Origin of the sequence: Bradyrhizobium sp. SZCCHNS3002 (assembly GCF_032377435.1) — a bacterium.
GTDB lineage: Bacteria > Pseudomonadota > Alphaproteobacteria > Rhizobiales > Xanthobacteraceae > Bradyrhizobium.
Genome location: NZ_JAUHHY010000005.1, coordinates 146,535 through 165,855, shown reverse-complemented (window position 1 = coordinate 165,855; position 19,321 = coordinate 146,535). Strand labels below are relative to the sequence as shown.

Genomic DNA, 19,321 nt, shown 5'->3' with positions numbered 1-19,321 from the left:
CGACTTTAGTCTAGGCAGGCGGCGGCACCAGCGATTTTCTCGTTTTTCGTCAGCCTGTTAAGACCTTTTCTCAGGAGCAGCCCGTCTGTGAACAATCTGCGCTCGACCGTCGCCACCGTCTGGCGGATCGCCATTCCCTACTTCCACTCCGAGGACAAGGTCGCCGGCCGCATCCTTCTCGCCGCCGTCATTGCGATCGAACTGTCGCTCGTTGCGATCCAGGTGCTGGTGAACCAGTGGCAGAACAGATTCTTCAACGCGCTGCAGCAGTATGATTGGAACAGCTTCATCTGGGAAATCGGCGTGTTCGCCGTACTGGCGACCATCTTCATCATCCTGGCCGTCTACCAGCTCTATCTCAATCAATGGCTGCAGATCCGCTGGCGGCGGTGGATGACCGACGTCTACCTGCGCCGCTGGCTGGACAACGCCACGCACTATCGCATGCAGCTCAAGGGCGACATCGCCGACAACCCGGACCAGCGCATTGCCGACGACGTGCAGCTGTTCGTCGACAAGACGCTGAACATCACCATCGGCCTGCTCAGCTCGGTCGTCTCGCTCGCATCGTTCATGGTGGTGCTCTGGGGGCTGTCGACCGATGCCCCGCTGCAGCTGTTCGGCACCAACATCGCGATCCCCGGCTACCTGGTCTGGATCGCGCTGATCTATGCGATCTTCGGGACCCTCCTGACGCATTGGATCGGATCGCCGCTCGTCAATCTCAACTTCGAGCAGCAGCGCTACGAGGCCGACTTCCGCTTCAACCTGGTGCGGGTGCGCGAAAGCTCCGAGCAGATCGCGCTGCTGCGCGGCGAAGGCGCCGAGCAAGGTCAGCTCGGCACCCGCTTCGGCCGGGTCGTCCAGAACTGGTACCAGATCATGAGCCGGACCAAGCGGCTGACGGCCTTCACGGCGGGCTATTCGCAGGCGGCCGTGATCTTTCCCTATGTGCTGGTTGCGCCTGCCTACTTCGCCAAGTCGATCCAGATGGGCGGCATCATGCAGACGGCGTCCGCCTTCTCGACCGTGCAGGGCGCGCTGTCGTTCTTCGTGACGACCTATCGGACGCTCGCCGACTGGCGCTCGACCGTCGCCCGCCTCGACGGCTTCGACATGTCCATCGAGAGCGCCGCCAAGCTCTCGGCCGAGCCGCAGACGATCGATGTCGCCAGCCATGCCGGCGACAGCATCGAGCTCGCCCAGTTGCTGCTGAAGCTGCCGAACGGCCTGCCGCTGATCGCGGCCGACGGCTTCAGCCTCGAGAGCAGCGAACGCACGCTGCTCACCGGGCCGTCCGGCGCCGGCAAGTCGACGCTGTTCCGCGCCATCGCCGGGATCTGGCCGTTCGGCAGCGGCGCGATCAGCGTGCCCGCGCATGCCAAGCTGATGATGCTGCCGCAGCGGCCCTACTTCCCGATCGGCGCGCTCAAGGCGGCGATCGTCTATCCCGCGGCCGCCGATGCGTTCAGTGCCGAGCAGGTCAAGGAGACGCTGGTGGCCGTCGGCCTGCCGCAACTGGCGGACCGGCTGGACGAGGACCAGCACTGGAACCGGATGCTGTCGCTCGGCGAGCAGCAGCGGCTCGGCATCGCCCGCGCGCTGCTGCATGCGCCGCAATATCTGTTCCTCGACGAGGCCACGGCCTCATTGGACGAGCCGAGCGAAGCCCGGCTCTATCGGGTCATCGCCGAGCGGCTGCCGCAGACCACCGTCGTCTCGATCGGCCACCGCTCGACCCTGCACGATTTCCACGACCGCAAGGTCGAGCTGATTCGCGACGGCGACCGGTTCTCGCTGCGGCAAGCCGGACAGGCGGCCGACGCGACCACGGGTGGAGGCAGCTGAGGCGCGCGCGCCGCGGTGCCCACGCAAGGCGACTAGGAAAGGCGGCAAGACGTCCGAGCGACAGCCGGCCCCCGTCACCAAAAAGCAGAAGGGCGGCAGATTGCTCTGCCGCCCTTCGTGATCAGTCCGATCCGCCTTGGCGGGTGATTACTTCAGATTGCTCATCGCCGTCAGGTCGACCGAGAGCTTGGCGATGCCGGTCGCACCGCACCACTTCGAGCCCAGGCCAGCCGGGTTGATCGGCGTGACGTTGGTGGTGCCGCTGGCGGTGAAGTCGCTGGTGAAGGCGTTGCAATCACCCTTCGACATGTCGGTGTCGGAGTAGCGCAGGTCCAGCGTGAACACCTTGTAGGTGAAGCCGACGCCGATGTTCCAGGTGTTGTAGTCGGCATACTTGATGCCGTTCGGGAAGGCGGGAACGCCGTAGAAGGAGTCCGACGTGCCGAACCACTGACGGCCGAACTCACCCGACACGTACATGCCGACGCCGCTGGAGCCGAAGGTCGTGCTCGGGGCGGTGAACTTGCCGGTGACCGAGGCGTAGTTGCCCCAGGCGCCGGTGTTCAGGAAGTTCGGCGAGTAGAACTCGGTCACGCCGAACGTCCACATGTCGTTCACGGTGTAGTTCATCTTGCCGTAGACTTCGAAGAACGAGACGTCCTTCTTCATCACGTTCAGATTGGCCAGGGTGTTGGCCTGGCACTCGGCGCTCAGCGCCTGGCCCGCGAAATCCGTCACGGCGCCGCCGCCGTAGTAGCAGGTGCCGCCCGGATACAGATAGCCCCAGACGCCGATGTCGAAGGCGAACGCGCCGAAGGTCGGGCGGATACCGCCGTAGATGTCGATCTCGGCAGCAGCGCGGTTCGCGAACGAGATGCTCTCGCCGGCGACGCCGACGTAGAGCTGCAGGTCCTTGTTGACGTTGTAGCGCGGCTCGAAATAGGCGGCGACCGACGCCTTGTGGTTCGACTGGGTGACGCCGCGGAACACGTAGTCGTTCATGATCGCCGCGCCGAACGCGATGTCCCACGGCTCGAACGCGACCGGAGGCGGAGCCTTATAGGCCTTGACCGCCATGTCCGCCGCCGAAGCCGATCCCGAAACCATTGCCAGCGCCGTTGCCAGCAAAGCCCACTTTTTCATGACGATCCCCATCACCCTATTTCGAAAAAAGCCTGCCCCACCTTGGCCCCCCAGGGCGCAAACAAGACCGGCTGCGTCATCCAGACGCAATTTGTGCCAGGGTCCCGCCACACGTGAAGCAAAAAAGCGCGGCATCTGCCGCCTTTTTGGGCGATTTGACATTTCTACGGCAGGTAGTCGGCGCGTGTTGCATTTGAACAACAAATCTCCGTGTCCGAAAGCACGCTAGGACGCACAATCGATTGTGCCGGCCCGCTGGAAACGCGGTGCCGCAAGCAAAACGGCGCAGTGCACCGGAGTCGGATTCGCCCGGCCGTAGATCTGCGGGGACGACCTTTCGGACAAATAGGTCCATCGACAACAAGGGGCAGCCAACGCAGACAACGGACGCCGGCAACAAACGAAAAGGCCGCAAGCGCTGCCGCCGCGGCCTCCCGATGTGAATTCGTCCGGTGGTGAGAACGATCCGGTCCGGAAAGATCAGTTGCCGGACGCCGTGCCCTCGCCGTCCTCGTGCTCCTCCGGCGCCGCGCTCGGCATCGCCCAGCTGGTCTCAGCAGCCGATTCGGTCTCGTGCATTTCCGGGGTCTCGACCAGCGGAGCCATCTTGGGAGCCCGCTTCTTGGCGGCCTTCTTCTTCGGCGCGGCGGGCGCCTTCGCAGCCGCCTTCTTGGCCGTCTTGGCAGCAGCCTTCTTGGCGGGAGCCTTCTTCGCGGGGGCCTTGGCCGCCTTCTTCGCCGCGGCCTTCACGGTCTTCTTCGCCTTCTTGGCCGGCGCCTTGACAGTTTTCTTGGCAGCCTTCTTGGCGGCCTTTTTCGCCGACTTCTTTGCAGCCTTCTTGGCGGACTTCTTCGTCGCCTTCTTCGCTGCCTTGGCCTGCGCCATCAGCTTCTTCTTTTCTTTCTTGTCCTTCTTCGCCTTCTTGTCCTTCGCCATCAGAAACCCTCCAGTTGCCGCCGTTCGATCAGTTCGTCCGGCGGGACGGGCCGGCCATCAGCGCGCGCCCATCCGTCAAATCATTCCTGGCCGCGGACCGCCCGTCGCCCAGTCGAGAAGCTCAACGGTGTGCACGACGGGGACGGAGGTGCCGCTGGCAATCTGCATCATGCAGCCGATATTGCCTGCCGCGATCACATTCGGCTTGACGGTCGCGATGTTGGCGACCTTGCGATCGCGCAGCTTCATCGCGATGTCAGGCTGGAGAATGTTGTAGGTCCCCGCCGAACCGCAACACAAATGACTCTCCGGTATATCTTTCACCACGAATCCGGACTTGGAAAGCAATTCTTTCGGAATGCTCGTGATTTTCTGCCCATGTTGCAGCGAGCAGGCCGAGTGATAGGCCACAACGACGTCGTCATGCTGAGTTGCAGGGGCCAGATCGAGACCGGCGAGATACTCGGTGATGTCCTTCGCGATCGCCGACACGGCGGCCGCGGGCGCTGCATATCGCGGGTCTTCGCGCAGCATGTGTCCGTAGTCCTTGATGACGGTGCCGCAGCCCGAGGTCGTCACCAGGATGGCGTCGAGACCGCCACGCTTCGCCTCCGCGGTCCAGGCGTCGACATTGCCGCGCGCCCGCGCCAGCGCGTCGGAATCCTGCCCCATGTGATGGGTCAGCGCACCGCAGCATTGCTCGTCCTTGACCAAGACGACCTCGATGCCGTGCCGGGTCAGGACGTTGATCGCAGCCTGGTTGATGCGCGGCGCCAGGGCCGCCTGTGCGCAGCCCTGCAGCAGCGCGACGCGGCCGCGCCGCGCGCCCTGCGCGGCAAACAAGCTGCCATCAGCCGGCCCCGGCGGCGGCAGCGCGGCGGCGGGCGCCAGCTCGAGCATCGCCCTGACGCGCCGCAGCAGGCTGGGCGCAGGTGCGCGCGAGGCGGAGGATGCCGGCAGCAACGCCTTGAACGGCCGGCCGAGCCGCGCCAGGGTCATCGCCAGCCGAAACTCGCGCGGCCGCGGCAGCACATAGGCGAGCGCGGCGCGCAGCCACCGGTCGGTCAGCGGGCGCTCGTAGCGCTGCTCGATTCGCACCCGCGCCTGATCGACCAGATGCATGTAGTGCACGCCCGACGGGCAGGTCGTCATGCAGGACAGGCACGACAGGCAGCGGTCGATATGCTTGACCACGTCGGCCGTCGGCGCCTGGTCCTTCTCCAGCATCTGCTTGATCAGGTAGATCCGCCCGCGCGGGCTGTCGAGCTCGTCGCCGAGCAGCACGTAGGTCGGACAGGTCGCGGTGCAGAAGCCGCAATGCACGCAGGCGCGCAGGATCTTGTCGGCGACCGCGATGTCGGGATCGGCGAGCTGCGCCAGGGTGAACTCGGTCTTCATGACGCAACGCTCCGACGCATCCGGCCGCGGTTGAGAATGGTCTTGGGATCGAAGGAGACGCGAACGCGCTCCTCCAGCGCGGCGACGCCTGAGGGCTGCGGGTGGAACACGTCGACCGCGAGCCGCATCTCGTCCCACGCGCGCAGCAGGGTCGCGTGGCCGCCGGCGGCCTCGACATGCTTGCGCACCAGCCCCGCCGACGCATCGGGCTGCGGCGGCAGCGCGGCCCAGATCAGGCCCCCGCCCCAGTCATAGATCACCTCGCCGCCGGTCTGGCGCGTCAGGGCCTGCCCGATCGCGCCGCCCGACACCGGCGGACAGACGATCCGCCACACCGTCCAGGCCCCGAGCGGGCCGTTGGCGGCGAACGGCAGCACGTCGCGGACGGCGCTCCAGACCTCGGCGGAGGCGTCGTCCGCGATGATCTCGGCCGCACCGAAGGCCGCGAGCTGCCTGGCGAGCGACGCCGCCCGATGCGCCGCGGACGCCGTGATGCCCTCGAGCCTGATCACCGTGACCGCCTCGCGCGGCGAGCCGGTCGGGCTCAGGCCTTCGACCTCCGGCCGCAAGGTCGAGGCCGGCAGATGCGCGGCTCCGGACACGTCGAACGGCGAGCCGAGCGCCGCCGTCATGGCCCGGTTGGCCTTGAGGTCATCGAGCCCGCGCAGCACCAGGGTGCGCTCCGCCTCCGGCCGCGGCATCACCTTCAGGGTCGCCTCGGTCATGACCGCCAGCGTGCCCCAGGAGCCCGCCAGCAGCTTGCAGAGGTCGTAGCCGGTGACGTTCTTGACGACCTTGCCGCCGGTCTTGAAGCTCTCGCCGAAGCCGGAGACGGCATGCGCCCCGAGCAGATGGTCGCGCACCCCGCCGGCGCGGATGCGCCGCGGACCAGCCAGCCCCGCCGCGATCATGCCGCCCAGCGTTCCGCGCCCGGTGGTGCCCAGCAGTGGCCCCGTATCCATCGGCTCGAACGCGAATTGCTGGCTCTTCGAATCGATCAGCGACAGGAGGTCGGCGAGCGGCGCCCCCGCCTGCGCGGTGATGATCAGCTCGTTCGGCTCGTAGGAGACCACCGCGCTCAGCGCCGACAGGTCGAGCACGGCATTGGTGGTGGTGATCTGGCCGATCTGGCGCTTGGAGCCGTGCCCGATCACGTCGAGCGGCTGCTCGCTGGCGATGGCCGCGCGAACCACCTCCTCCACATCGGCTGCGTTGCGTACTTTGAGGGCGTCCACCACTGCTGGCCTTGCTGGTTGATGATGACGATGGTCGAGCGCAACGCGCGGCCATCAGCGTTGGACTCGTTCTAGAGCATGATGGGCGAAAAGGGCAGCCCGGTGTGGCGAAAAGATCGTGCGGGGACAAGGGGATGGGAGGAGGAGGATGGGCACGTGGGAAAAACGTTCGGGCGGGGCGCAGCCGAATGCAGTTCCCTTCTCGTGGAGTGCGGGGCGCTCTACGCCGCGGCGCGCGAGTCCGTCGGGCGGGTTAGCGCAGCGTAACCCGCCGACCTTTCGATACGCGCGGCGGATTACGCCTTCGGCTAATCCGCCCTACCCGCTGCGTCACGATCCCCGTCATTCCGGGATAGGGCCTCAGGCCTTGAACCCGGAATAACGGGCTTGTCTTGCGTCCCTCCCGGGCACGAGCCGGGACGACACCGTCATGCCGCACGGCCTCTCTGGACAAAACAGCGACGACGATGAACGGTGCGACGTTGCCGATCACGCAAGATGATCGGATTTGATGCGACTGGACGGGCTGCAGATGAAGCTTGTGATGGGGATACTGGTCGCCGCGCTCGTCCTGGCCGGCATGGCAACCGGCCGGGCGGCGGTGCGCATTGCCGACGACCCGGGCGGACGCATCGGGACTTATGTCGACAAATACAAACTCCTGCGCGACTCTGGCGAGCACGTCATCATCGACGGGATCTGCGGGGGCGCCTGCACGATCGTGCTGGGGACCCTTCCGCGCGACAGAATCTGCATCACCCCGAGAGCCGTGTTCACCTTCAGGGAAACTGACAATCTGGGCCTCTTCCTCCGTCCTGTCCCGAACCCGGAAGCAACGCAGATGTTGTTTGACCTCTACCCGGCCCCGATCAAACGATGGATCACGCGCCACGGCGGCCTGACCGCACAGCCGATCTTCCTTCGCGGCAAGGAGCTCCAAGCGCTCTATCGGCCCTGCGCGATCAACGTCCCGACCTCCGGCGGCGCGTCGCGGTAGATGGGTTGTCAATCCAAAGGGGCTCTAGTCAAATGCACTCACTGTAATCCCGAGCCCGGTTACATCTGGTCAAGTAACGGCGGCCTGCGTTCCAGCCCGAGGGTCGCAATATCGTCGGGACTTATGTCCGCTTGTTCGTAGGGCGGGTTAGTTTAGTGAAGCGTAACCCGCCGACCGTTCGGGCCACGCGGCGGATTGCGCCTTCGGCTCATCCGCCCTACGGCCCTAGTTGGAGTCAAGATATTGAAGGACCGCAGCGGCAACTCCAAACAGGAGACCGCAACCAACAAACCCGATCAGTCCTGCAAGTTGCTGATGCTTTGCTATGATGACCGCTTGCGACCACTCGTAGCCAAGCCGGCTCATCCATATCTCTTTTGCTCTCCTCTGAATGCCGCCCATGCCATTGGAACGAATGAACATGTAGGTGGAGCCCCGCCTCCAGACCGACACGCGTCTCTTCGCCAATGCAATGTTCAGGGAGAATGATGCGACTGAAATGCAGGCCACCAAGACAATGACGACCACACCTACTAATTTATGCAATGTCTACTCCCCTTGCCGCGCCGTTTCACGCGCTGCATCATCCCGGCCAATTCAGCCAATCGCCGCATTACGGTGACAGTCCTGGACTGCACCCCTCAAGTGAGACACGATAATCTCAGTGACAATGGGTAAAGTCATCGCATCGTGTTTTGCTTGAACGCGGCTTCGAACTCAAGAGGAGATCGATAGCCGAGGGCCGAATGCAAGCGCTCCTTATTGTAGATCTCGGCGATGAAGCTGTTGATCCGGCGCCGGGCGTCGTTGACGTCGGCAAAGCTCTTGCCGTTGATCTCCTCGGCCTTGAGCGTCTTCATGAAGCTTTCGGCCTTGGCGTTGTCGAACGGGTTGCCGGGACTGCTCATGCTGATCTTGATGTCGCGCTTGGCCAGCCGCTCCCGATAGGCGATCGAGGAGTATTGCACGCCGCGGTCTGAGTGGTGGATCAGGCTGCCGGGCTTGGGGTTCCGAGATTGAAGCGCTTTGTCGAGAGCCGCGATCGCGAGGGAGGCGTCGAGGGTGTTGTCGAATGCCCAGCCGACCGCCTTGCGGGAGAAGCCGTCGAGAATGACGGCGAGATAGGCGAACGTCTTGGCGAGATGGACGTAGGTGATGTCAGCGACCCAGATCTGATCCGGAGCCGATGGCGCTAGGCCACGGATCAGGTTGGGGACGACGATCACGTCAGTCGGCCTTGCAGTCGGCGGCTTCAGGAAGGGCGTCTTGCGCTGCGCGAGAAGATTATCCTGACGCATGAGGCGCAGGACTTTCTTGCCATTGACGACCATTCCCAGACGCCGAAGAGCGGCGGTCACCCGTCGATAGCCGTAGAACGGATGCTTCAGGCAGATGCGCTGGAGCTGGTCGCGCAACTCGCACTCGGCTTCGGCGCGGCTACGTCGATTGAGATGCCGGTAATAAGTCGCTCGAGGCAGCCTTGCCAAAGCGCAGAGGCGCTGCACATGAGCGCTGGAGTCGGCTGTCTCCGCGGTCATGCTTTTGATGACTTCGATGATGCGGATACGGGTTTGCCTTGCGCTGCCGGCCGCTCCAGTGCGCGCAAGGCTTGCCGAAAAAAATCGAGGTCCATCTGCTGACGGCCGACCAGCCCTTCGAGCTCGGCAATGCGAGCATTGGCCCGTGCCAGTGCGGACCGCTTATCGTCATAGGTCGCCACAGATTTGAGCTTCCGGGGACCAGGCTTCGGTCCCGGCTTGCGGTTCAACCCGTCCGGCCCTTGCGCCCTCCAGGCCTTGATCCAGTCATGAAGGATCTTGCGCGATATCCCAAGGTCCCGAGCCACAGGCAGAACGCCTTCGCCTCGTTCGACACGCTTGATCGCCTTCAGTTTATAAGCCGTCGGAAACCGACGGGTCTTCCCTCTTGCTGCCACAGGTCATCCTCGGAATGCCTGTCACTGAGATTATCGTGTCTCACTTGAGGGGTGCAGTCCAGCACACAAAACTTGAGCAAGGCCGAGCAAGGCCTGTTGCCGGGTGCGGCGCGCTCACGCCTCCTCCGCCGGCTTCGGCCCCCGCTTGGCCGGCTTGAGCACGCGCCCGGTCAGCTTCTCGATACGGGCGAGGAAGCGGTCGCTGCCGATCGGGCGGCCGATGCTCTCGGCGGCGCGCAGGCGCGCCAACAGAGCGTCCTCGTCCTCCGGTGGGGCGGACAGCAGGCCGGCCAAGTCCGGGAACATCCGCTTCACCGGCTCGCGCGCGGTGATGCCGTCGTCGCGGTCGCGCAGATGCGCGCGCGTGCTCGACCAGACCCAGTCCTGAGGGCGCGCCACCAGCCGCGCCCGCACCGGATTGAGACTGACATAGCGCAGCGCCGCCGTCAGATGCGTCTCGTCCATCGCTACCGCGCCGAACCGCCCCTGCCAGAAATGTCCGCTACGCCGGCGGCGTGCCTGGATGGTCCCGGCGTAGACGCGATGCACCCGCGACAGCGCCCGGCGCAGCCCGTCGGCATCCGACGGCACCAGGATGAGGTGCACGTGGTTCGGCATCAGACACCACGCCACACCGCGACGTCAGCCGCCGCGCAATGGGTCGCGAGCAGGTCGCGGTACAGCGCGTAGTCGTCGTCCCCGAAAAAGGTCCGCGCGCGGCCGTTGCCGCGCTGGGTGACATGATGCGGCACACCGGGGATCACGACGCGAGCAGGACGGGCCATGCACCACCCTGCTCGCCCGAGTGATTTGCGTCAAGTTTGGTGCACTGTCACCGTAATTTCGTAATTTCCGTAATTCCAAACATTCAGCCAGGCAGATACCCAGAACGGCGGCGACGTTGACGTCTTACTCGCTCTCAACGTTTGAGTTATGTCAAGGACATCCAGAAATTGCGTGTCAACCTATATGCTGGCGGCGTACCCGTCGTCAGCGGTTCTTCAACATCAGGAGTTGACTATGGCTAGAAGCATTGCTGTCGGTCTTGTTATTCTCGCTGTCTCTACATCTGCGGCCTTGGCCGGACATCGCACTCATCATCATGCAAGAGCCGCTGCGGTTCCGCAGGTCGGGTCGAGCGATAGTGATCGCGACGAATATGGGAATATGCGGGTTAATCCCGGAACTCCGGGCGTCAGTGGCAGCAACGCTGCCCTACATGCAAAAACTCACCGCGATTCCCGCTACAACCCCAAGAGTGACTACAACGCAAATGGGACCATGCGGGTTGATACCGGAACTCCTGGCGTGAGCGGCAGCAATGCTGACCTACATGCCAAAACTCACCGTGATAGCGGCTACAACCCCAAGAGTGACTACAACGCAGATGGGACCATCCGGGTGCATTAGTCGTTTCATCAGCTTGCGACCACATGATCGGCCCGGAGTCGAACAGCGCTCCGGGCCTTCACGTCCACAATAGAAGCTGCCTCGGGGCGAAGGCGTTTTGCCGCTCGCCCGCGAGTTCGGATTACGATATTACGGTGATAGTCCACAAAACCTGCCATCTCCGCGTCCGCGCTCACGCCTCCGCCGCCGGCTTCGGTCCGCGCTTCGCAGGTTTGGGCACGCGCTCGGTCAGCTTCTCCATCCGGGCGAGGAAGCGTTTTGAGCGATCTCACGACATAAGAACGGCCGGCCGCAGCAAAATCGCTCGCGCGTAACAACTCATTTCGCGAGCTATTTCAAAGCGGAGCGGCAGGCCTCCTAAAACGACGAAATTTTCCTATTTCTTTTTTACAGAAATCGTGTATGACTCTCCCCATCCTACCCCGCCGAGAGGGGCGTACGCGCGGTCGTCACGATACGTGGGGTGGGGATGCGGTGGCCGTGTCGGGTCGCAGCGTGACCTCGCGTCATGCCGACGAACGATTGCGATGCGGACGTGAAATCGTGTGGGCCTGGCCTCCCGGTGCTGAGGCCAAGTCGGCGACGACGCCTCCGCGCGTCGCGTCGACGACGGGGACAAGACAGCCGATCCCCGGGGCGAGCACGTATAAGCGTTAAGACCGCCGCGCAGGGAATGCCGGATGTTCGGCTGCACCTGTGGTACCTGCCGCCTGCATTTTTTTCGCAGGCGGGCCATGGGTGAGGCCTTCACCCGGCATTCCCTGCGCCCTCTCGATTGGTTTGGAGGGCGTGTCGATCGCATCACTCGGGCGGAGAACGCCGCGGGATCGCGAGGTCGTGTCTGCTGTGGGGCCTCATGGTTCGAGACGGCGCTGCGCGCCTCCTCACCATGAGGGTTGAGATTCGAACCGGCATGCACATGGACCGTGAGCAGCCTGCTTATGGAAGGGGGCGAGAGTGCCGGCTTCGATCTGCACGGTTGATGTCGAGGGAGCGACTTGCGCCCCTCACCCTGAGGAGCCCGCCGCTAGGCGGGCGTCTCGAAGGGCGAGGCCCGTACGGTGGCCTCATGGTTCGAGACGGCGCTCGCGCGCCTCCTCACCATGAGGGTCTCCAGCGTTCGCAAGCCGCGAGTGCGAACGGGCATCAGATGACGCAGCTCCGCTCGACAGCGCCCGCCTCAAAACCGCGGCAAGTCCGGAAACGCCAGCTTGCCGCCATGCACATGCATCCGTCCCAGCTCGGCGCAGCGATGCAGGGTCGGAAACACTTTTCCCGGGTTGAGCAGGCCCTGGCTGTCGAACGCGCACTTCACGCGCTGCTGCTGGTTGAGGTCGATCTCGGAAAACATCTCCGGCATCAGGTCGCGTTTCTCGATTCCCACGCCGTGCTCGCCGGTCAGGACACCGCCGAGCTCGACACAGCAGCGCAGGATGTCGGCGCCGAAGGCCTCGGCGCGCTCCATCTCGCCGGGCTTGTTGGCGTCGTAGAGGATCAGCGGATGCAGATTGCCGTCGCCGGCATGGAACACGTTGGCGCAGCCGAGCTGGTACTTCTCGGAGAGCTCGCGGATGCGCGCCAGCGCCTTCGGCAGCGCGCCGCGCGGGATGGTGCCGTCCATGCAGAGATAGTCCGGCGAGATGCGGCCGACGGCGGGAAACGCCGCCTTGCGGCCGGCCCAGAACAGGTTGCGCTCGGCCTCGGAGGTCGAGATGCGGCAGGTGGTCGAGCCGCAGCCATTGGCGATGCTCTCGACGCGGCCGATCAGCTCGTCGACCTCGACGCCGGGGCCGTCGAGCTCGATGATCAGCAGCGCCTCGACATCGAGCGGATAGCCGGCATGGACGAAGGCCTCGGCGGCATGGATCGCCGGCCTGTCCATCATCTCCATGCCGCCGGGGATGATGCCGGCGCCGATGATGCGGGCGACGCATTCGCCGGCGGCCTCGACCTCGGCGAAGCCGACCATCAGCGCGCGCGCCGTCTCCGGCTTCTGCAGGATGCGCACGGTGACCTCGGTGACGACGCCGAGCAGGCCTTCCGAGCCGGTGATCAGGCCCATCAGGTCGTAACCGGCGTTCTCGGTGCACTTGCCTCCGATGCGCAGCACCTCGCCGGTCATCAGCACGATCTCGCAGCCGAGCACGTTGTTGGTGGTCATGCCGTATTTCAGGCAGTGCACGCCGCCGGAATTCTCCGCGACATTGCCGCCGATCGAGCAGGCGATCTGCGACGACGGGTCGGGCGCATAGTAGAAGCCGGCATGCGCCACCGCCTGGCTGATGGCGAGGTTGGTGACGCCGGGCTCGGTGACGACGACGCGGTTGTCGAAATCGATCTCGCGGATGCGCTTGAACTTGCCGAGGCCGAGCAGCACGCCGTCGGCCAGCGGCAGCGCGCCGCCGGACAGCGACGTTCCCGAGCCGCGCGGAACCACCTTGATGCCCTGCTCGTGGCAATATTTCAGCACCCGCGACACCTGCGTGGTGGTCTCCGGCAGCACCACGACCATCGGCGGCTGGCGGTAGGCCATCAAGCCATCGGACTCGTAAGGCAGCATCTCGGCGGCGCTGTCGATGACGCCTTCGCCCGGCACGATTGCTCGCAATGCAGCAATGATCTCGCCACGGCGCGCCAGCACCGCTTGATCTGCCTCCGGCATCATGATCGCCATCGCGTTCCTCCGGCCTCGATTTTGCCCCGGCCTATCAATCACAACGGCAACCGTTTGGATAGGCAGCGGATCCGCATCGACGTTTGCGGCAGAGCAACAAACTCAGCCATTATGCTGATTTGCCTCAGCGCATCCCCGCTTGTGCCTCGCCTGAGGCCATGCCACAACCTGCGCGCAAACCCGTCTCGTAACCCACAGAGCCTGATCCATGAAGAAAATGACTTTGAGCGCGCTCGTCATCCTCGCCTCGTCGTCGCTGGCGTCTGCCGCGCTGGCGCAGGATGCGGCCGCCGGCAAGACGTCCTTCAACAAGTGCCTGCCCTGCCATTCGATCGGCGAGGGCGCGAAGAACAAGGTCGGCCCGGAGCTGAACGGCCTCGACGGCCGCAAGTCGGGCAGCGCGCCGGACTACAACTATTCGGAAGCCAACAAGAATTCGGGCATCACCTGGAACGAGGCGGTCTTCAAGGAATACATCAAGGATCCGAAGGCCAAGATTCCCGGCACCAAGATGACCTTCGCCGGCATCAAGAACGAGACCGAGATCAACAACCTCTGGGCCTATGTGTCGTCGTTCGACAAGGACGGCAAGCAGAAGCAGTAAGCGGCCGCCGGCCGACCCGTCAGCTCGCCTGCAAAGCCCCGGCCGACCGCCGGGGCTTTTTTGCATCACGGCGCCACGGCATCGGCCGTGGCGACGGCCGCGACGATGCGGTCGACCTCGCCGGCCACCAGTTCCGGCACCGCGTTCTGGACCATGTGCCCGAGTTCGGGCAGCACGATCAGCCGGCTGTGCGGCACGACCTGGGCGAGCGGGCGGGCATGGATATCGGTATAGACCGTCCGGTCGGCCTCGCCCGCCACGATCGTGACCGGGACCTTGATCTCGCCATAGCGCGGCGCCTGCTCGATCACGGCCTGCTTCAGGGTGACGAGATCGCGCGCATTGGCGATGAACTCGCGCGGGCGCAGCAGCAGCGGCGTCGCGGTCCGGTCGACGAAATCGTCCGGCATGGCCTGCGGCGCGAACACGCCGCGGGCGCCGGGCGCCATCAGCGCCAGACCGAGCGGCAGCGTGATCGTATGCGCCAGCAATGGCCCGACCACCGGCGTGGTGACGGCCTCGTTGTAGCGCCCGACCCCGCCCCGCCAGGGATACGCGACCGGCGCCAGCATCACGAGGCCTGCGACCCGGTCGGGGAAATCGAGCGCCATGCGCAGGCCGAGCGCGCCACTCCAGGAATGCACCACCAGGACGACCTGGCCGACCCCGAGCCGCGCCAGCGCCTCATCCAGCATGCGGGCCTGAGCGGCGGGCGTGGAATCCTCGGGCCTGAGACGCGGGCTCCAGCCGTGGCCGGGACGGTCGACCAGCAGCACCCGGTGGCGCTGCGCGAGCAGGTCGCCGAGCGGCCTGCGCATCGCCTCGAGGTTCGAGCTGGCGCCGTGGAGCAGCAACAGTGGCGGCTTTTCGCTGTCGCGGGGCCCGATATCCACAAGATTGATCGTCGCACCCTCGACATTGATGGCCTGCCCTTGCGCCGGGTAACGGCGCTCGAGCACCGCCACGCCGGCGCGCGTGAGCATCGCCAGGAGCGCCAAAGTGCCCACCAAGAACATTGAAATCATTGATAGTTTTCTGCCTGTCACAGTGACAGTTACGGTGCAGATCCGCGGGAGTTGCAGATCCAGCCGCGTTGTCTCGTCGTTTCGCCCGGGAATCCTGTCATCACCGCGTCGTCGGCCATTTTATAACCATGGTCGGGACTTTTCCTCGCAATCGGCTGATGGCCGTGAATTACTTCCGGTCGGGTCATTGCGTGGTTTGAGCACGATGACCGGCCCTGAGTTTAGTTTGGTGTTTTGGGAGGGGGTTACCGATGAGTGTTCGTTCGAGCGAGACGGCTATCGACGAGATCGTCGCGAGCTGCAATGGCGATCTCCGTGGCGCGCTGAAGGCGCTGCTGCTGGTCAACGAGCACCTCGAGGCCGAGATCGCGCAGCTTTATGCCGCGGCTGCCCAGTACGGCCTGCCGGACCGCCGCAGCACCGCGTTCCACTGAGCGATCCGACCGGGCGACGATCAGTCCTCGGCTGTGATGTCCTTGTTCGGGCAGGCGTTGATCGTGGAGCGCGCGAGCTTGGCGTCGTCCAGCGACTTAAAGGGGCCGGACGCGAACCAGATGTCGCCCATGGTGGGGGTGACGACCGGATTGCTGGTCACGATCTCGCAGCGATTGGTGGCGCGGTTGCCGACCACCCAGAACATGTCTTCGGCCCACGCGGCCGTGGCCGCCGTGATCACCAGCGCTGCCGCCAGCACCGCACGCGTCATTGCGCCTCTCCTGCCGACAAATCTCGATCAAGAGGCACGTGGGGTTGCGCGGTCCCGCCAGCAAGAGCGGCGCTCAGCACATGGTTAACGGCAGGTCCGGCGTCAGATGTCGCGGCCTTCGACCTTTTCGGTCAGCGTCTTGACCAGCTCCGGCACCTTGTCCAGATGCGGATTGACCTCGAGCGCCTTGCGGAACGCATCCAGCGCCCGCTTCTCCTCGCCGAGATCCTGCATGATCATGCCGAGACCTGCGAGCGCGCCGAAGTGCCGCGGCTCACGGAGCAGGACCTGCTGGATGTCGGCCAGCGAGCGGCCGTAATCGTTCTGGAGGTAATAGATCGTCGCGCGACGGTTCCAGGCCTCGACATAATCGGGCCGCAGCTTGATGACCGAATCGAGCAGCTTGAGTGCGACTTCGTTCTGCTTCGCGTCCATCGCCGCCTTGGACCGCGCCATCAGCAGGGCAACGGTATCGCTGGGGGTCTGCAGCCAGATCGCCCAGATCCGCGCCTCGACGTGCTTGGCGCTGATATCGTCCGGCGCGGCCTTCAGGGCGCCGAACAGGAAATCGAGGCCCTTGGTCTTGTCGGCCCCGACCTTGGGCAGCTTGGCGGGCGCCTCGGGCGGCTTCGGCTTGGGAGCTGCACGCGGCTCGCCCTGCGCTTGCGCAAGGTGCGGTATGGAAATGACGACGGCGGCGAGCAGGACCGCCTGGAAAGTTCGCTTTGCCATGCGCCGAGTGTAGACGCAGTCCGCGCGTCCTGCAAAGCAGCACACGCGTCAAACGCCTGTGAGCGGACTGGCGACCGCGGCCGGATCAGCCTCGTTCGATCAACCCTGGCGGGCCTTGAAGCGGCGCTGGACCTTGTTGATCACGTAGACGCGGCCCTTGCGGCGGACCAGACGGTTGGCACGGTGGCGGCCACGCAGCGACTTCAGCGAGTTACGGACCTTCATGGGACATCCTGATACGTTGAAAGGCCGTGTTGGACAGGCCGGAAGTGGCAAACAGTGAGGTGGCAAATAGAAAAGGAGTTCCGCAAGCGACCAAGCCGCCCGGATTGGCCGGTTTCTAACCACCGGCCCGCCGGATGTCAATCATGGCGGCGCCGGACTTCAACAGAAGCTGCCGGCCAGCAGCCCGCCGATCCAACTTGGCGATTGCCAAATTCGTTATATCCTATAATCAATTTCTCAAAGCCAAGAACCAACCCCGGGAACGCCCATGCCCAAGCTCGCTCTGCCCAAGATCGACGACGTCGTCGCCATCGACATCCATACCCATGCCGAGGAGCCCTGCGGCATGCATGCAGATGACGGCTACGACGATTTCCAGGCCCAGATGGCCGACTACTTCAAGTCGCCGCACAAGCACCCGCCGACGGTGCCGGAGACGGCCGCCTATTATCGTTCGAAGAACATCGCCGCGGTGATCTTCCCGGTCGACGCCGAGCGCGAGACCGGCTTCCGGCGCTACAACAATTACGAGATGCTCGAGGTCGCCTCCGACCATCTCGATGTGCTGATCCCCTTCGTCAGCATCGATCCGCACAAGGGCAAGCTCGGCGTCCGCGAGGCGCGCAAGCTGATCGAGGAGTATGGCGTCCGCGGCTTCAAGTTCCACCCGACCATGCAGGGCTTCTACGCCAACGACCGCCTCGCCTATCCGCTGTACGAGGCGATCAATGACGGCGGTGCGATCGCGCTGTTCCACACCGGCCAGACCGGCGTCGGCTCGGGCATGCCGGGCGGCATGGGGATGCGGCTGAAGTACTCGAACCCGATGTACATGGACGACGTCGCGGCCGACTTCCCCGACCTCAAGATCATCCTCGCCCACCCCTCCTTCCCCTGGCAGGAGGAGGCGCTGTCGGTCGCGACCCACAAGCCGAACGTCTATATCGATCTCTCGGGCTGGTCGCCGAAATACTTCCCGCCGATCCTGGTCCGCTACATCAACTCGATCCTGCAGGACAAGATGCTGTTCGGCTCGGACTGGCCGGTGATCACCCCTGACCGTTGGCTCGCCGATTTCGCCAAGCTCGACATCCGCGACGAGATCCGGCCGAAGGTGTTGAAGGCCAACGCGCGCAGGCTGCTGGGGATCTGACATCGTCCGGTCCGCAAGGATCGTGCTAGTCTACGCAGGCGCGGTGACCCATCAGTCATTGCGCCTGTTCAAGGTGGTCAGGTGAGCGCCATGCCGTTCAAAGCCATCGTCTTCGACGCCTATGGCACGCTGTACGATATCCAGTCAGTGGCGGCGGTCACCGAGCAGGCCTTTCCCGGCCACGGCGACATCATCACCCAGATCTGGCGCATCAAGCAGCTCGAATACACCTGGCTGCGCTCGCTGATGCAGCGCTACGAGGATTTTTCGGTCGTCACCCGCGAGTCGCTGCTCTATGCGCTGCGCGTTCTCGGCCTGCAGGCCGATGCGATCACACGCGATCGCATCATCGCCAAATATCTCGATCTCGATCCCTACCCTGATGCACGCGCCGCGCTCGCCGCGATGAAGGACCGCCGGCTCGCGATCCTCTCCAACGGCAGCCCCGCGATGCTCGACGGCCTGGTGAAGGCCAGCGGCTTCGATGCTATGCTCGATGCGATCATCAGCGTCGATGCCCACAAGATCTTCAAGCCGAGTCCCGAAGCGTATACGCTGATCGCGGAGACACTTGGACTTGCACCTGCCGAGGTGCTGTTCGTGTCCTCCAATCCCTGGGACGTCTGCGGCGCCAAGGCGTTCGGCCTCAACGTTGCCTGGATCGAGCGCGTCACTCCCGAGGCCATGGCGGCGGCCTGCGGCAAGACCGATCTCGTGTCCCCGCTCACGATGTTCAAGGCGCTGCGCACCCAGATGGACGAGTTGGGTTTTGCGCCCGATTATCGTATTGCTGCGCTCTCCGAATTGCCTGAGATCGTCAACACGCATGAGCCTTGAATCCGTCCGCGCCTTCTTCGCTGAAAAAGCCCCCGACATCGACGTCCTCGTCTCCAGCCAGAGCTCCGCAACCGTGGCGCTCGCGGCGGAAGCCTATGGCGTGGAGCCGGCCCGCATCGCCAAGACGCTGTCGTTGCGCGTCGGCGACCGCGTCATCCTGATCGTCGCCGCCGGGAACGCCCGCATGGACAACAAGAAGGTCAAGGCTCAGTTCGGCGGCAAGCCGAAGATGCTGGGTCTCGACGAGGTCGCCGACATCACGGGGCACGAGGTCGGCGGCGTCTGCCCGTTCGGGCTGAAGTCGCCGCTGCCGGTGTATTGCGATCTGTCGCTGAAGGCCTTCGACATCGTCGTGCCCGCGGCGGGCTCGACCCACAGCGCGGTGAAGATCACGCCGGAACGCATGGCCGAACTGACAGAAGCGGCATGGGTCGACGTCTGCGAGGTGCAGTCCTGATCGGC

The 19,321-nt window shown here is 64.6% G+C and carries 20 protein-coding genes and 1 pseudogene; 7 read left to right on the top strand and 14 right to left on the bottom strand.

Going from position 1 to position 19,321, the window contains the following annotated elements:
* Positions 1-87: 87 nt before the first annotated feature.
* Positions 88-1,848 carry an ABC transporter ATP-binding protein/permease gene (locus tag QW845_RS12585; RefSeq protein WP_315801898.1) on the top strand — a complete coding sequence of 587 codons (1,761 nt, stop codon included), beginning with the start codon at positions 88-90 and terminating at the stop codon, positions 1,846-1,848.
* 147 nt (positions 1,849-1,995) lie between these two features.
* Here the strand turns inward: QW845_RS12585 and QW845_RS12580 are convergent, their stop codons facing one another.
* From QW845_RS12580 to QW845_RS12565, 4 genes are all read right to left on the bottom strand, one after another.
* Entirely contained in the window at positions 1,996-2,991 is a 996-nt protein-coding gene (locus tag QW845_RS12580; RefSeq protein WP_315801897.1) for a TorF family putative porin, read from the bottom strand.
* A 480-nt stretch (positions 2,992-3,471) separates the two neighbouring features.
* A complete protein-coding gene (locus QW845_RS12575; protein ID WP_315801896.1) occupies positions 3,472-3,927 on the bottom strand; it encodes a hypothetical protein in 456 nt (151 codons plus the stop codon).
* A 75-nt stretch (positions 3,928-4,002) separates the two neighbouring features.
* On the bottom strand, positions 4,003-5,325 hold the full coding sequence (gene glcF, locus QW845_RS12570) for a glycolate oxidase subunit GlcF (RefSeq protein ID WP_315801895.1): 1,323 nt from the start codon (positions 5,323-5,325) through the stop codon (positions 4,003-4,005).
* On the bottom strand, positions 5,322-6,560 hold the full coding sequence (locus QW845_RS12565; protein WP_315801894.1) for an FAD-binding protein: 1,239 nt from the start codon (positions 6,558-6,560) through the stop codon (positions 5,322-5,324). The genes glcF and QW845_RS12565 overlap by 4 nt, the downstream gene beginning before the upstream one ends.
* A gap of 511 nt (positions 6,561-7,071) precedes the next feature.
* On the opposite strand from QW845_RS12565, the gene QW845_RS12560 reads away from it, so the two are divergent.
* Entirely contained in the window at positions 7,072-7,557 is a 486-nt protein-coding gene (locus tag QW845_RS12560; RefSeq protein ID WP_315801893.1) for a hypothetical protein, read from the top strand.
* A gap of 680 nt (positions 7,558-8,237) precedes the next feature.
* On the opposite strand, the gene QW845_RS12555 is transcribed toward QW845_RS12560, so the two are convergent.
* From QW845_RS12555 to QW845_RS12535, 6 genes and pseudogenes are all read right to left on the bottom strand, one after another.
* Complete coding sequence (locus QW845_RS12555; RefSeq protein WP_315800043.1) at positions 8,238-9,095, bottom strand: IS3 family transposase; 858 nt, start codon at positions 9,093-9,095, stop codon at positions 8,238-8,240.
* On the bottom strand, positions 9,092-9,277 hold the full coding sequence (locus QW845_RS34135; protein ID WP_409997868.1) for a hypothetical protein: 186 nt from the start codon (positions 9,275-9,277) through the stop codon (positions 9,092-9,094). Before QW845_RS34135 ends, QW845_RS12555 begins: the two co-directional genes overlap by 4 nt.
* A 15-nt stretch (positions 9,278-9,292) precedes the next feature.
* Positions 9,293-9,493, bottom strand: a pseudogene (locus tag QW845_RS34130) (transposase); the annotation flags it as partial.
* 114 nt (positions 9,494-9,607) lie between these two features.
* Positions 9,608-10,111: a transposase gene (locus QW845_RS12545; protein WP_315801892.1), complete on the bottom strand. Its 504-nt coding sequence runs from the start codon at positions 10,109-10,111 to the stop codon at positions 9,608-9,610.
* A complete protein-coding gene (locus QW845_RS12540; RefSeq protein WP_315801891.1) occupies positions 10,111-10,278 on the bottom strand; it encodes a hypothetical protein in 168 nt (55 codons plus the stop codon). The genes QW845_RS12545 and QW845_RS12540 overlap by 1 nt, the downstream gene beginning before the upstream one ends.
* A 1,805-nt stretch (positions 10,279-12,083) precedes the next feature.
* Positions 12,084-13,577, bottom strand: a complete 1,494-nt coding sequence (locus QW845_RS12535; protein WP_315801890.1) for an FAD-linked oxidase C-terminal domain-containing protein — start codon at positions 13,575-13,577, stop codon at positions 12,084-12,086.
* Between the two features lie 208 nt (positions 13,578-13,785).
* Here QW845_RS12535 and cycA point away from each other — a divergent pair, with 208 nt between their 5' ends.
* Positions 13,786-14,181: a cytochrome c-550 CycA gene (gene cycA / locus QW845_RS12530; RefSeq protein WP_315801889.1), complete on the top strand. Its 396-nt coding sequence runs from the start codon at positions 13,786-13,788 to the stop codon at positions 14,179-14,181.
* 65 nt (positions 14,182-14,246) lie between these two features.
* Here the strand turns inward: cycA and QW845_RS12525 are convergent, their stop codons facing one another.
* Positions 14,247-15,206, bottom strand: a complete 960-nt coding sequence (locus QW845_RS12525; RefSeq protein ID WP_315801888.1) for an alpha/beta hydrolase — start codon at positions 15,204-15,206, stop codon at positions 14,247-14,249.
* A gap of 251 nt (positions 15,207-15,457) precedes the next feature.
* Between QW845_RS12525 and QW845_RS12520 the strand changes: the two genes are divergently transcribed.
* A complete protein-coding gene (locus tag QW845_RS12520) occupies positions 15,458-15,640 on the top strand; it encodes a hypothetical protein (RefSeq protein ID WP_015669379.1) in 183 nt (60 codons plus the stop codon).
* Positions 15,641-15,660: 20 nt separating this feature from the next.
* Here QW845_RS12520 and QW845_RS12515 read toward each other — a convergent pair whose 3' ends face one another.
* The 3 genes from QW845_RS12515 to ykgO form a co-directional block, all read right to left on the bottom strand.
* Entirely contained in the window at positions 15,661-15,912 is a 252-nt protein-coding gene (locus QW845_RS12515; protein WP_315801887.1) for a hypothetical protein, read from the bottom strand.
* Between the two features lie 102 nt (positions 15,913-16,014).
* Positions 16,015-16,644 (bottom strand): tetratricopeptide repeat protein, encoded by a 630-nt coding sequence (locus QW845_RS12510; protein ID WP_315801886.1) that lies wholly within the window; start codon positions 16,642-16,644, stop codon positions 16,015-16,017.
* A gap of 99 nt (positions 16,645-16,743) precedes the next feature.
* Positions 16,744-16,869 (bottom strand): type B 50S ribosomal protein L36, encoded by a 126-nt coding sequence (gene ykgO / locus QW845_RS12505; protein ID WP_006611362.1) that lies wholly within the window; start codon positions 16,867-16,869, stop codon positions 16,744-16,746.
* A gap of 268 nt (positions 16,870-17,137) precedes the next feature.
* On the opposite strand from ykgO, the gene QW845_RS12500 reads away from it, so the two are divergent.
* The 3 genes from QW845_RS12500 to QW845_RS12490 all read left to right on the top strand — a co-directional run bounded on the left by QW845_RS12500 (position 17,138) and on the right by QW845_RS12490 (position 19,316).
* Entirely contained in the window at positions 17,138-18,022 is an 885-nt protein-coding gene (locus tag QW845_RS12500; protein WP_315801885.1) for an amidohydrolase family protein, read from the top strand.
* Between the two features lie 90 nt (positions 18,023-18,112).
* A complete protein-coding gene (locus tag QW845_RS12495) occupies positions 18,113-18,859 on the top strand; it encodes a haloacid dehalogenase type II (RefSeq protein WP_315801884.1) in 747 nt (248 codons plus the stop codon).
* Positions 18,849-19,316 carry a YbaK/EbsC family protein gene (locus QW845_RS12490; RefSeq protein ID WP_315801883.1) on the top strand — a complete coding sequence of 156 codons (468 nt, stop codon included), beginning with the start codon at positions 18,849-18,851 and terminating at the stop codon, positions 19,314-19,316. The genes QW845_RS12495 and QW845_RS12490 overlap by 11 nt, the downstream gene beginning before the upstream one ends.
* Positions 19,317-19,321: the final 5 nt, after the last annotated feature.

Bases quoted from the DNA above. Each gene is read 5' to 3' on its own strand.
- QW845_RS12525 (WP_315801888.1), bottom strand. From the start codon at position 15,206: ATGATTTCAATGTTCTTGGTGGGCACTTTGGCGCTCCTGGCGATGCTC.
- QW845_RS12490 (WP_315801883.1), top strand. From the start codon at position 18,849: ATGAGCCTTGAATCCGTCCGCGCCTTCTTCGCTGAAAAAGCCCCCGAC.
- QW845_RS12500 (WP_315801885.1), top strand. From the start codon at position 17,138: ATGCCCAAGCTCGCTCTGCCCAAGATCGACGACGTCGTCGCCATCGAC.
- QW845_RS12515 (WP_315801887.1), bottom strand. From the start codon at position 15,912: ATGACGCGTGCGGTGCTGGCGGCAGCGCTGGTGATCACGGCGGCCACG.
- QW845_RS12495 (WP_315801884.1), top strand. From the start codon at position 18,113: ATGCCGTTCAAAGCCATCGTCTTCGACGCCTATGGCACGCTGTACGAT.
- QW845_RS12520 (WP_015669379.1), top strand. From the start codon at position 15,458: ATGAGTGTTCGTTCGAGCGAGACGGCTATCGACGAGATCGTCGCGAGC.
- glcF (WP_315801895.1), bottom strand. From the start codon at position 5,325: ATGAAGACCGAGTTCACCCTGGCGCAGCTCGCCGATCCCGACATCGCG.
- QW845_RS12580 (WP_315801897.1), bottom strand. From the start codon at position 2,991: ATGAAAAAGTGGGCTTTGCTGGCAACGGCGCTGGCAATGGTTTCGGGA.
- QW845_RS12535 (WP_315801890.1), bottom strand. From the start codon at position 13,577: ATGGCGATCATGATGCCGGAGGCAGATCAAGCGGTGCTGGCGCGCCGT.
- QW845_RS12555 (WP_315800043.1), bottom strand. From the start codon at position 9,095: ATGACCGCGGAGACAGCCGACTCCAGCGCTCATGTGCAGCGCCTCTGC.
- QW845_RS12540 (WP_315801891.1), bottom strand. From the start codon at position 10,278: ATGGCCCGTCCTGCTCGCGTCGTGATCCCCGGTGTGCCGCATCATGTC.
- QW845_RS12560 (WP_315801893.1), top strand. From the start codon at position 7,072: ATGCGACTGGACGGGCTGCAGATGAAGCTTGTGATGGGGATACTGGTC.
- ykgO (WP_006611362.1), bottom strand. From the start codon at position 16,869: ATGAAGGTCCGTAACTCGCTGAAGTCGCTGCGTGGCCGCCACCGTGCC.
- cycA (WP_315801889.1), top strand. From the start codon at position 13,786: ATGAAGAAAATGACTTTGAGCGCGCTCGTCATCCTCGCCTCGTCGTCG.
- QW845_RS12545 (WP_315801892.1), bottom strand. From the start codon at position 10,111: ATGCCGAACCACGTGCACCTCATCCTGGTGCCGTCGGATGCCGACGGG.
- QW845_RS12510 (WP_315801886.1), bottom strand. From the start codon at position 16,644: ATGGCAAAGCGAACTTTCCAGGCGGTCCTGCTCGCCGCCGTCGTCATT.
- QW845_RS12575 (WP_315801896.1), bottom strand. From the start codon at position 3,927: ATGGCGAAGGACAAGAAGGCGAAGAAGGACAAGAAAGAAAAGAAGAAG.